Here is a 12,765-nt window from a genome sequence, read left to right as displayed (position 1 = left end):
GGCAAGTTTTCTACGTTTATTTTGTAAAAAACTTCTCCGTTAGCTTTAAGTTGATTCTCCGTTGTGATGGCTTGTTCAAAAGCGTCTTTTTTTCTTACAAAATATTCGATAAGTTCATCTAAATCCTTATCGGATATTTTTTTTCTGTTACGTATCTCTCCGACCTTCAATTGTTTTAAAATAAACTTTAAAGAAGGAAATAATATAGCATAGCTACCCGCCTGAGCAAGTGTCATTTTCTTAATTTTTTGTCTCTTAGGGGGATACAACCTATTAACTTTCGCCCATTTGTAATAGCTTTTCTGCAAAGATTTCCTGACTTTACCTGTGTTAAGATACTTCGGATTTTCTTTTGTTTGGTCTTTAACAGAAACTCCATCATCATCTAAAAAAGACCGTTTTTGTGGTTTTTCACTTTTCTTAGCGTCATACCTGTAATCTACTCGTTTTTTACTAATATCCGTAAGAAAATCACGAATATTAGTAATTTCGTCTTCAGAAAGTAGTAAAAAATGTTCTCCTCTATCCCAAGTATCCTTTTTAACTTGAATTAAGGCCGGAAAAAGCGTATAAGGCTCAGCCCCTGCCAAAGATTTGGCAAAAGTAATGTCAGGAGAATACGTATCAGAAAGATTTTGTAAAGAAGCCCATTGTGGATTAACTTTACTTCGAGACATTCCCGAGGCAATAAATGATTTTTGTAATTCATCGGTAATATTTTGAGCATCAGTCTGAACTTCAGCAATAAATGAACTTACCGAGGAAACTAATAAATCTTGAGACATTTGCTCTTTTTTCTTAGGAAAAACAATCCATCCTTGCCACATACTTTGTTTGGAAAAATTTAATCTGTAAATATTCTCACTATGTTCAACAAATAAATTTTCTGTGCAAAGTTGAGCTGAATTAACTAAAATATCTTTCTTCTTTTTAATAATTTCTTGACTTGATCGTGAAATTATATCTTGAATTTGTAAAATAAAATTATTATATGAATTTCCCGTATCGGAATATAACTGATAACCTAATATGCGGGCATTAGAAGAAATTATCTTCTGAACTAAATGATTATCTATCTGTTCTTTATCATTACCACTTTCTCCAATTACAACAATTATATTGTTTTCGTTTTTATATTCCGATAACATCTGTGATGCTTGCAATGTCGCACTCCAAGATTCAGCTTTAACAAGATTCAGCTCTTTCTTTGAATCCGCCAACTTTTCCAATTCTTTAATCGCTACATCTATATTTTTAGACAAAGGAACTTGTTGTAGTGCATTGTATTGTTTTCCAAAGCCAATAACCGCTCCCATTCTATAAATAAAATCATTTTTATTAGGTAATTGATTTTTAAGTTGATTGATTGAGACCACTAACTGCTCAAAATTGGAAATAACACTTTGTTGACTCTCAAAAGCAAATACAATGTTGATATGTTTTACATCTTTTTTTACCTTTTTGAAATCTCCATATTTAATCACATTTCCCGAAAGACCATAAACATAATTAGCCCCATTATCTACCACTGAAATAGGGATGTATGTATCTATGTCAATTAATTTGTGTTCTTGCTTTAAAGACGAAATCGGATTAAGTTCCAAAAAAGATCCATTCGCATCAAACACAACAGTATCTTGTGGAATTTCTCTTTTTAACTTGTCAATTAGTGTAATCTTTTCCAAAGGCATTTTAGAAATTTTACTATAAAAAGATGTCCCATAAGGAGTTATCAGCGAAGAAGATACCCATCCGGAAATAATCTTTTGAGCATTTTCAGGATTAATCTGTGATTTTACAAATATTAAGCTTTTACTTCTGTCATCGTTTTTCTTGTACAAATAAACCAACGAATGAAGAGCTATCTTTTTTATAGGATTTAGCAATTCCGGTTCTTTATAAAGCACTAAAGAATCTTTTGAAAGAAAATCCTCTGTTTTTGATAAAGGTTTCTCATTCTTTACCATAGCAATCATCTTGTGTGTTCTTCCCGATTCAATATCAGTTAAAGCTTTTGAAGATAATAGCAAATCATCTTGATGTATCCATCCGTAATACTCAATTTGCTTTCTGTTTTTTAAAGTACTATTCTCAATGATTTCCGGAGTATATTTTATTAAACGCAAATACGCTCCTTTTCTTCCAATAACCAAAAAGGCCTCCATATAAGAGGCTTTTTTCAGAACAATCTTTCCTCCGGGATTATAATATGTGGGATTATCATCTCTTTGTGAATAAACAATCCAAGGCACTTTCTTTCCCAAATACCGCTTTACTTCTTGATCACAACAAAAATTTTGAGTATACGTTTTAGGTGTTTTCTTTACACGCGTAAGTGGTGTAATCGGTGAACATCCTATTGCAAATGAATATATTATAAAAACAATTATAAATGAAATACGCTTCATAGTATTATTACTTGTTTATTGGCGACTGAGAATTTTGTTTTACTAAAATACGTTTTACACAATTCGACTCTTTATCAGGCTCAACTACTACTTCACTAATAATCGTACTTAGCTGACTCCCTACTATTTTCAAACTATGACAATAGGAATAAAAGTCAATCTGTTTTTCACCATTAATAAGCACTTTTTGATTGGGATTACTACACAGATATTTGTTTAATATGTAATTGTAATTCTCATTAAAGGAACTTCCTTCTACAATATTTTGCAAACGTTCCTGAATATCTTTAGCAATCAAAGATAATACATCGGAAGTGTCAGTTTCACTATATTCAGGAAGAATTTCTATATGGTGTACAACAGGATAAACCATATCTTCAGAAAGTAATCTTACCTCATAAATACCGGGCAATTTGTATGAATAAGTAGGGTTTTTCTCATAAGAATCTATATCTCCGGTTTCTCCAAATTCCCAACGCCATTCTTTGGAATAACCATCTGCAAAAAACGAAATATATTCATTTTGAATGGCTGTTCTTGGTGCAATAATTTTAATCGGACGAAAATCAGTTACACGTTTACTATCTTTTACCGTTATGATAAATCGTTGTTCAAGAGAATTATTCACCTTTAATCGCACTTGATATCTTCCTGTTTGAGGAAATACATAACTTCCCGTCTTGTCTTTGGAAAAATCACCATTGCCAAATTCCCAAAGAATTTCCTTAGCATTTGAAGTACTATCCATAAAACGAATCGGATTTCCAAGTTCCACTTCTTTGGGAGATACCCAAGCCCGAATTTCTGTTTTGGCGACATTACCCTGTAAAAACCAAGTAAGAGTAACTATAAGACCTATAAAAACAACGATGATTATAGTCCAACGTGTGAAAATTTTATCCATATATAAACATATAAACTATTGCTGATTTAAGTTGTTGCGTCTGATTTCCGTATTGGCACGACAACGTTCCAAATCCAATTTGAACTTCTCAATATTTTGTTGAATGTTCCACAAACGATCTTTATCAGACATTTGAAACTCATAAAAAGTTGCTATATGATCAAATATTTTATAACGTACATCCCATTTTTGTTGAGTGTATACATTGCGAATCTCTCCCAAAAGAAGTGCAACCTCTTGTTTCTCATAAGCGGCTTTTAATGCAGGATTCAACTGTGCTATTTTTTTATCAATTTGTTGAATTTTATCCATCTGAGCAACTTGTTCCTTTTCAAATTGGCGAACACGTTGTATTTGCTCAAGAATGGCTTTCTTCCCTTCCAATGATTGATAGTGATTGTTAGCGAAAAATAAAATATAACCACACAACACCGTAGTCACACAAAAAATAATACACACATAAACAAAACCTATGGTTCGCTCCCTTGAATTGGTAATCTTATTCGTTTCATTTTTCGTTTCCATATTCTTTATTTTTTATCATAGGAAAGTTTTCCCACTTTTACCTTCCTGGTAATTACTTTATTTTCCTCCGTACAACGAATTACATCATTTTTATAGACATTTTCCGTCAATTTCAAAGCATTTATCGAATCTCTGGTGCGTAAGAGTTTATCCATTTGTGCTACCAAATGTTTGTGAACATAAATATCTTTTTGAGGAACTTTTTCTATGGCAACATTTATTTTCATCTTCTTGTTAGCGATACTACTCATCAAAAAAGGAGTATTATTTTCCTCTACCAAGTCAAGTGACTGATAGGTTTGGAAAACGTCATCAAAATCATCACTCAATGATAATTGTTGATCAAAAATACGCTGACTTTCCGTACCCAATAGCCGTATTTTGTCAATTTCAGTCGATGCTGTTTTAAAAAAAACAAATACACAAACCAAAGCTATTGTAACCAAAAACACCATATATTTGGTAAAATTCAAATATGAAGTGAAAACTTCTTTGCGGTTTAATGCTTTCATATCCCTAATATTCTAATCTTGTTGAAAAACCCAAAATAGCCGATTTTTCAGCATCTGAAGTAAGTTTAAAAAGTGTCTCTTCTTGGCATCCCTCGATATGTATTCGCAATTGAGCATCTGCAGGAATAAATAAATCCAATAAAATATGTAGTTGCCTTCTGGCAGCACTACCGGAATAAACAAGCTCTTTATACTCTTGTCGCAGATTGGCTATTTTTAAGTTAACCACCGGTAATGTATCCATAAAAGCATTCCCTATAAAGGATGTCTTTCCTAGTTGTCCCTCCCCCAATATCCATTTATGGGGAATTTGAAAACTTACCGGCTCCACATCATTTTCAATGCTTACATCACACCCCAAAAAGGAACTTAAAATTTGAGCTATTTGCTCCCCTCTCGTTATTCTATTGCTTTGAGAGAGAAAGTTTAATAAAAATAATGCCTTGTCTAAGGGGATATCCTTTATAAACTTCCAGTTATTAACGAAAAGATTTACAAAATCAGGGTGAGAATGAGGCCTTTCAAGTTGTCGTTCATATAACTGCAAGTTAATAAGCACTTCATCCAAAAACATCTCAAAAGGCTTAAAAAAATATCTTGCATTGAATTCCTCTTTTTTTCCTTTTTCAATAGATTTTAGAACAGCCGATTTTTGCTGCTCTTTGCTTGAACTTCCTGCTTCGTGAAATACACCCTTGGGTAAAGAATCATACAAATCTCTTCTATTGGTATAAATGGTATAGATTTCTTCTTGGGAAGAAGAGTCACACACCACCCCATCTACCTCTTTGGCTACATTGCGTTTAGCCCTTCCTTTACGGATGATTCTTATTTTGCTTCTTTTAACTCCTCCCTGAATCATTCCTAAGGCAAATACTTCCGCCTTGTAATTTGTATATAAGGTATTACCGGGTAATTCATATGTTTTCTTCCTTTTCATAAAAGAAACTTTTAACCGTTTAATCTACCATCCATCGACTGCCACCAGAAGCATTGGTTTGAGCTTGCCGTTCAGAAATAACAATGCTTTCTCGGTGTTGCCCCACAAATTCAAGTTGAGAGAGTGAAACAAACAACTCATTAAGCATTTGTAGCAAATTTCCTACAGAAACCATTGATTGATTAATTTGATTGTGATTGTACTTTTTATTGATAATCTCATCGAGCATTTGCTCAAAGTTTGATGGAGTAATACCATTCCACTCGTGAAAATATTTGAGCATTTCCTCTTTTTCTTTTCTGGAAACAAAAAGAAGAGAGGTAAGCATACTAGCTGCAAACGAACTCAAAATTTCAGTAACCTGATAAGGCGTCAAGTTTTTAACATTATTCTTCCAGTGGTAATTTATAGTAGATAAAAATCGAAGCATTTCCTTACTAAGCACCAAAATACTATTGGCCACACCGGTTCTATTGGGTTGTCCTTGTATTTTTTCTAATATTTTTTGTAATGCTTTTTCTATTGAAGATATCCACTCGGAAAAATTATATCCATAGCCTTTTAATGACTCGTGTGAGGACATTGTCAATGCAGGAGGAATGTAATTACCATCTAATTGATATCCATAATCATTCTTTCTTAAAAGCCCTACCACAATGCTGTTAGGTGGATATATCGTATTTTCTTTATGCAATATGGCACTTAATCGATATGTCGCTGTTACATAAGCATAACGGGGAGGGTCCGCCTTAATATCAAGTATGTTTGTTGGCTTCCTTTCAAAAGGGTCAATAGTTAAAACTAAATCCCAAGCCTCTTGTGGAGTTTCCGTCTTATTTTCCAATTCGCAATATAACTCATCTTCCTCCTCCGAATCCTGAATCCGTACCAAATATCCACCGGAGGTAATCCCATTGTATGATTTAAGATAAATACGAGTTACCTCCCCTATTTTCATAGTTTGGATGTCAACGGCTGTATCTTTGTTCGTTGGCAAAAGCCCATAATGATTGGTATGTGAAACAGAGGCCGTTTGCAAAATGCGTTCCAGCAAAAAATTTTCCATTTCAATAAAATGCGTAGCCCGTACCTGCATTTCACCCCAATTGACCTGTCTGTGTGCAAACTTATCCATTTCGTATGTGTTTCTCGGATTGTTTTAACTATAAAATTCTAAAAAATCATTCTTCTGCAAATTTAGATAATTTTACGTAGTTACAAATATTTTTATAATTTTTCTTTTCAATATGTTATTTTTTAACTTTTCAAAATTGTTTATAATTACATTTCCAACCCGCACAAACAAAGCTTTTTATTATTATTTTTTTACATTTATATCGGTTATTATTTCTTTTATTGTATATTTGCCTATCTTGTTAAATAATCACATTTTTTCACAAAATAGAAGTTATGAAAATTGGCAACGATCAAAAGTTTTATAAGTTTCCGGTAAACTTCAAGAACCTCTTGGAAGAAAAACAAACCGATAAATGTTCTGAAATCGAATCCATTGATGGGCATATTGACCTTTTGATTACCACCTGCCCCGGAGAGCATTCCTTTGATAAACAATACGGAACCACCATTTGGGAAATGGACTTTGAATACATCGTATCAGTAGGTAAATGGAAAGACCGATTCATAGGATATCTCTCTGAGTCCATCGCAAGGTACGAACCGCGCATTACCAATTGCCAATTCAAATTAGATATTACAGAGGTAGAACAAGAGGACTCTCTCTCAAAGAATGTAAACATACACAAGTGTGTGGATATCTATCTGCAGGCAGTCATTAAAAGCACAGAAGAACCTTGTACCTTTCATTACCGATTATATTTAAGCCCATTATCTAAAAAATAAGATTCAGTTCATTATGAGTTATTACAGAGAAAGTAAAGAGGAAATAAAGAATCGGATGATTCAAACAGCGCTGCAATTCTGGAACATTAAAAACATTGAAAACTTAGACCCTCTGGTACGCCTCATTATGGAGGCTCTGGCAGAGCAATTACACGAAATATCCAACGATATCGCAAGCCTTGAAACTCGAATGATGCAGCGGCTAAGTGAAGTACTCCTACCCGATGCCATACTGATGACCAAGCCCTCTCACACTATCGCATACTTAAAGCCCCTATGGGAAGAAACCCAAATAACCCAAGAGACTTGTTTCTCCACAAAAACGCCTTTCCCTAACCGAAAAACACAAACCGAGTATGCCTTTTATCCCGCTTGCAGCACAACGTTAAAGCGTATCAATGTAAAGAAAATCATCTCAGGAGCAGATATATATGACATCAACTCCGATTTCTCAAAACGTTTGCTATATCGTACAGAATTAACACCCGAAAATTATAACAAAATATGGATAGGAATCAATTCGGAAGATATCTTAACAAATCTGCAAAACCTATCATTCTATATTAATTTCCCTAATATCGATACGCGCAGTGAATGCCTAAAAGTACTAAGTTATGCAAATTGGACATATAAAGGAAATAAAATAACCATCAAAAACGGTATTTACAATACAGACTCTCATACGCAAGAAAACAGCTTAGACCATTTTTTTGAAAATCAGAATTTTAATGAGCGTATGAACACCAAAATCCTCGATTTTTACAAACAAAACTACTTTACCATTGACCAAACATTACAAATATCACAAGATGAATATACCTCATTTCCTATAACTGATCCCAAAATACAACTCCTATGGCAAGAAAATCCTGCCGTATTTAATGAAAAACTAAGTTGGATAGAAATCACCTTACCTCAATCCTTCAAAGCCCATATCCTTTCGGACATCCAAGTAGTTACAAACACCGTTCCTTTAATTAACAAGAAACTGCATTCCATCACCTCTACCCTGCAAAAAGGATTAGCAATTATTCCGCTGGAGATGAACCCCGAAGAATTTTTCTTAGGAATGGTTTCCATTTCCGATGAAAAAGACCAACAATATGTCCGTTCACACGGATTTAAATCAAGCAGCTTCTCCCGAAACTATACCCTACGACAGGGAGGTACGGAAGCTTTTGATTTTCGCAATGCCAAAGAGTTATTGATAAAACTACAAAGCCTCTTGGAAGATGAAGCCAACATATTCTCTTCTTTAAAAACAGCAAGTAGCGAAAATGTACAACTTATTGAAAAACTCATCAACAGACTGGAAAGAGATATTTCCGTTCAGCACAGAATGGGAAAAGAGCTTTCTTATTACATTTTCTTAGACAGAGTATATGATACATCGTACTTTTTTGTAAAATATTGGACTACCTTAGGTGAAGCTGCCAACGCAATACGCATAGGTACCGTACTTACAAGAAAAGAAACGAATACCTCTGATGCCACTCTGATAACTCCTACTTTAGGAGGTACTGCCTTACCCTCAGAACGGGAACGCATTGCACAGTTTAAATTTTTGCTCAACAGTCGAGGCAGAGTAGTTACCAATAACGACATCAAAACATTTTGCATAGCAGAATTCCCCGATATTATAGCCGATGTACGCATCGAACAAGGTGTAAGCATCGCAAACTCTCTGGGAAAAGGACTTATTCGTACCATTGACGTACATCTAATCCCTTTTGGAAAAGTAGAAGACAAGCAAATGATTATCGAAACCATATACAATCAGTTAGTAAAGCATTCGCCAATGACTTTTAATTACCGAATTTTTATCGATTAAATAGTTTTCACAAAGTACATCTTATAAAAAGAAAAAAATGAATACATTTTTACAAAAACTCATTACCTCACAATTGCTCATTCCTATCATTACCATACTGTTAGGAATCATTGTCATTTTCATCGCTAAGAAAAATCAACTATTAAGTGATAAAAAAGCTGTTTTTTATGTCCTTTTGTCCTCCGTATTACTCTCCTTACCGGGATTATTAGGATATCTTCAAGTTGATTTTATGCCGTACACATATATCGGATTACAAGTTTTTTATCTGATTATAGGGTATTTCAATTATCGCTTGTATGATGTCTATATAAGAACATTGAAAAGAAGCCCTTTTTGGAAAAAGTTTCTCGTATTGCTAATTCAGATGTTTCTCAGCGGGGCTTTGTTTTCTCTAATTTTTAACTTGGTAAATGACTTCAAGTACGGAATTTGGGCAAGCACTTGCCTTGTTTCATTATTTGTTGTACCGTTCTTCATACAAACCTTTCAAGCCTATCTGAATATTCCCATAGAAATCTATAAAATGAAAATATATGACGGAACAAATAAAACAAACACCGTAATACCCATTGATACAGGAACATTATTAGTATATGAAATAGAAGTATATAAAACTACAACAGATGAAAAACCTACCCGACTCAAAGCTAAATCAACTAAAGAAATGATTTTGGGCGATTGGTTTGAACTTATACTATCTGACTATAATCAACGAAAATTTTCAACTCCCATCGAGTACTATAACCTGCAAGAACCCTACGGATGGGTTTTCTATACAAAACCTTCTTTCTTCTTGCCACGAAAATATATTGACCCCGATAAGTCATTTCAAGAAAATAAACTTTCGGAAAAGCAACTTATCATCGTAAAAAGAGTACGAGAACAAAAAAAGACAATCAATGAAGATGTACTACTATAAAAAATACAACATATAACAATACAAAACTATATGTAATTACTTTAAAATATAAATTCAAGCAAGATGAAATACTTTCTACTTATAATATTACAGCCAATATTCTAAGTAGAAAGTATTTTGTTTTATAAAAACAGATACATTTTTCTTTTAGGAAGTATTCCGAAGTCAAATATTAAACCTAATTTTTTAATTTGGAAGTGTTCCGAAGTCAAATATTAAATCTAATTTTTTAATTCGGAAGTATTCCGAAGTCAAATATTAGACTCAATTTTTTAATTCGGAAGTACTCCGAAGTCAAATATTTAATCACATTTTATAATTCGGAAGTACTCCGAAGTCAAATATTTAATCACATTTTATAATTCGGAAGTATTCCGAAATAATAAATTGATACAAATATAGTAAGTTCAAACAAGTAAAATATATTAAAACAATATAAAGAATATAATTTTATCGTATTTCAAAATATAATAAATGACACTATAACATAAGTAATAACTATTTTAAATCATAAAGCTATGTACACAATTGTAAAAGTAAAAACAATCAGTTTGAATTCATTAAACAATAATGAATATTCACAATTTATGAAAAGTACCGAAAACTTAGTTGAAGTAGCTACAACTGAAAAATTAGCTATAAAAGAAGATGTATTTAATTCATTTAAAGAACACATTAAATTATTAATTGATGCTACCAATAAAAGTAAATCAAGACACGAAACCAAAAAATTAAACGAGCTTAATAAAAGACGTAATGAGTTAGTTATCTACCTTCTGTCAGTTTTTAGAGTTGAATCAAAATCAACTATACAAAATAAAAAAGAAGCAGCAAGTATCATCTATAGTCAAATGAAATCATATTTAGGAATTTCAAAACAACCTAACCGACAAAAAACAAACATTATTGATTCAATGATTCACGATTTATCAAAAATTGATAACACCAAACATTTAAAAATATTAGGGGTAAATGATGTTATAACCGAACTTACTGAAGTAAACAAGCAATATAGCAAACTCACTGAAGAGCGTGCCGAAAATCAAGTGAAAACAATATTACCTAATGTAAAAGTATTAAGAAAAGATATAGATGTAGAATATGATTTAATTACTAATTGGGCATATGCAAGTAGTCTTATTTCTCCATCAGACGAAGCAACCAATTTTATAAAAATGATAAATAAGCTAATTGATGATACGGTTTCGTTACGAAAACAGCGTATAGGGATGCTTAAAAAAATAAAACCAGAAGAAAAAACAAAATAAATACAAACTAAAATCATAAAATTATGTACGGATACAGAACATTTTTAAAAATAGGTGATACTCAATCGCTTGATATTGGGAGTTTATTACAGTCAGGTTACGAGCTAAGTAGTTTTTCTTATGCCTTAGAGCAACCCACTGACCTGAAAGGAAAAGCACAAGGGGAAGTTCGTGGCGGTACGTTACAACTGACCATTGATAGTATTCCATCAAATGAGATTATAGAATGGATGCTCAATCCAAGAAGATACAGAGAAGGAGCTATTATTACCTATGGTGAGGATAATATATCAGTAATGCGGATCTTCTTTAAAAAAACTGCGTGTACAAGAATGCAAATGAAATATATATCAAAAGGAAAAGGTTTTTTTAGCTTACATATTCAATTGGAAGCTAAAAATCTTATATTTCCAGAAGGAGAAATAGAAAATAAATGGTTAAATGTATAAAATTATATAATTATGAGTTTTTCAAATATAGCAAATAATGCAATAGGGCTATTCCAGCCTGATGCTAACTTAGAAGTATTTCTAATATTGAATGGTAAGGAGTATGAACTTAGTCAATTTAATTGTGATTTTATACAACATACAGATATAAAAGGTGAGCCTCAATCAGAAATTAAAGGAGGTAAGTTAATAGTAACAATAGAACAATTTCCAGATAATCAAATTTTTTATTGGGCTATAAATCAATGGACAAAACGTGACGGAGAAATTGTATTTCGTAATAAAACAGCTTCTGCTCCATTGAAAATAAGTTTCAAAAATGCGTACTGTGTGAACTTACAACAAACAATAAGTAATAGTATTGGTGTTTCTACTAGTTTTGTTATTTCTTCAGAAGAACTATATCTTAATGATAATTTATTTGATAATGGTTGGTATAACTAAATACTTAAAGAATGAATAAGAATAATTTTAAACAAAATTTCATAAGTTCTTCTTTATTTTCAACTTATTGCCAAATAGGTAGAGCTTATGAAGGATTTGTTATAGGTAAAGGTTATGCTTGGGTAGAATTTCAAGCGATTTATTCTCAAGATTATACTTTAACTCCTAAACATTATGTTTCAGGTACAGAAGCTACAGAAGGAACTATATTTAATGTACAGCACTTAGATAGTTCTGCAGAATGTATATCATTAAGTTTAGGATATGAATTATCCAATTCTTATCCCGTTGAGTCTCCACCTTATGATAGTCATTATGAGGGAGAAAAATGGTGGACATCAGACCAAGAATACCTTTTTGTAGGAAATAATCGTGGAGGTTGGAATTGCTACCGTAAGGGAGATATGAGTAAATCTATTTTAGAAGTACTATCGGAGGTTGTAGTATCTCCCGAATCATCCCAATATCCGTTATTGGAAGATAGTATGTTTTCCTTAAATGTAGGAATAAATTCTATTTCTACTTATTACATTTATGGAGCGAGATATTACAAATGGAATGAAGTATGGCATAAGACCAAAACGCGAGGCATTTCTAATAGATTTCAATCTCGATGGAGTAATAACGGAGCGAAATCTTGGCGAAACAAACAAGTAAAAACAGTACAGAAAGCAATAGATAGATCTAAAAAAGTCACTAAAG

General features: G+C 32.6%; 13 protein-coding genes. 7 read left to right on the top strand and 6 right to left on the bottom strand.

Annotated features, from left to right (window positions below; all coding sequences use genetic code 11):
- The 6 genes from tssR to tssK all read right to left on the bottom strand — a co-directional run.
- A partial coding sequence (tssR, locus tag GN105_RS12220) for a type VI secretion system protein TssR domain-containing protein (protein WP_155285678.1) occupies positions 1 to 2,408 on the bottom strand: 2,408 nt, incomplete at its 3' end.
- 7 nt (positions 2,409 to 2,415) lie between these two features.
- Positions 2,416 to 3,312, bottom strand: a complete 897-nt coding sequence (locus tag GN105_RS12215) for a PKD domain-containing protein (protein ID WP_155285677.1) — start codon at positions 3,310 to 3,312, stop codon at positions 2,416 to 2,418.
- A gap of 15 nt (positions 3,313 to 3,327) precedes the next feature.
- The gene (locus GN105_RS12210; RefSeq protein WP_155285676.1) at positions 3,328 to 3,837 is read right to left on the bottom strand and encodes a type VI secretion system transmembrane protein TssO; all 510 of its coding nucleotides are present in this window, start codon (positions 3,835 to 3,837) and stop codon (positions 3,328 to 3,330) included.
- Positions 3,838 to 3,842: 5 nt separating this feature from the next.
- On the bottom strand, positions 3,843 to 4,349 hold the full coding sequence (locus GN105_RS12205) for a type VI secretion system TssO (protein ID WP_155285675.1): 507 nt from the start codon (positions 4,347 to 4,349) through the stop codon (positions 3,843 to 3,845).
- A 4-nt stretch (positions 4,350 to 4,353) separates the two neighbouring features.
- Complete coding sequence (locus GN105_RS12200) at positions 4,354 to 5,289, bottom strand: type VI secretion system baseplate subunit TssG (protein WP_155285674.1); 936 nt, start codon at positions 5,287 to 5,289, stop codon at positions 4,354 to 4,356.
- A gap of 19 nt (positions 5,290 to 5,308) precedes the next feature.
- Entirely contained in the window at positions 5,309 to 6,424 is a 1,116-nt protein-coding gene (tssK, locus tag GN105_RS12195; RefSeq protein ID WP_155285673.1) for a type VI secretion system baseplate subunit TssK, read from the bottom strand.
- 275 nt (positions 6,425 to 6,699) lie between these two features.
- Between tssK and GN105_RS12190 the strand changes: the two genes are divergently transcribed.
- The 7 genes from GN105_RS12190 to GN105_RS12160 form a co-directional block, all read left to right on the top strand.
- Positions 6,700 to 7,149 (top strand): GPW/gp25 family protein, encoded by a 450-nt coding sequence (locus tag GN105_RS12190; RefSeq protein ID WP_155285672.1) that lies wholly within the window; start codon positions 6,700 to 6,702, stop codon positions 7,147 to 7,149.
- 13 nt (positions 7,150 to 7,162) lie between these two features.
- Positions 7,163 to 8,980: a type VI secretion system baseplate subunit TssF gene (locus GN105_RS12185; protein ID WP_155285671.1), complete on the top strand. Its 1,818-nt coding sequence runs from the start codon at positions 7,163 to 7,165 to the stop codon at positions 8,978 to 8,980.
- A 37-nt stretch (positions 8,981 to 9,017) separates the two neighbouring features.
- Positions 9,018 to 9,902, top strand: coding sequence for a TssN family type VI secretion system protein (locus GN105_RS12180; protein ID WP_155285670.1), 885 nt, complete (start codon positions 9,018 to 9,020; stop codon positions 9,900 to 9,902).
- A 518-nt stretch (positions 9,903 to 10,420) separates the two neighbouring features.
- On the top strand, positions 10,421 to 11,170 hold the full coding sequence (locus tag GN105_RS12175) for a DUF6261 family protein (RefSeq protein WP_155285669.1): 750 nt from the start codon (positions 10,421 to 10,423) through the stop codon (positions 11,168 to 11,170).
- 23 nt (positions 11,171 to 11,193) lie between these two features.
- A complete protein-coding gene (tssD, locus tag GN105_RS12170) occupies positions 11,194 to 11,619 on the top strand; it encodes a type VI secretion system tube protein TssD (protein WP_155285668.1) in 426 nt (141 codons plus the stop codon).
- 12 nt (positions 11,620 to 11,631) lie between these two features.
- Positions 11,632 to 12,063, top strand: a complete 432-nt coding sequence (gene tssD, locus GN105_RS12165; protein WP_155285667.1) for a type VI secretion system tube protein TssD — start codon at positions 11,632 to 11,634, stop codon at positions 12,061 to 12,063.
- A gap of 11 nt (positions 12,064 to 12,074) precedes the next feature.
- A partial coding sequence (locus GN105_RS12160; RefSeq protein ID WP_155285666.1) for a hypothetical protein occupies positions 12,075 to 12,765 on the top strand: 691 nt, incomplete at its 3' end.

The sequence above is a fragment of the Capnocytophaga felis genome (genome assembly GCF_009684755.1).
Lineage (GTDB): Bacteria > Bacteroidota > Bacteroidia > Flavobacteriales > Flavobacteriaceae > Capnocytophaga > Capnocytophaga felis.
This window is presented reverse-complemented; position numbering and strand designations above follow the sequence as displayed.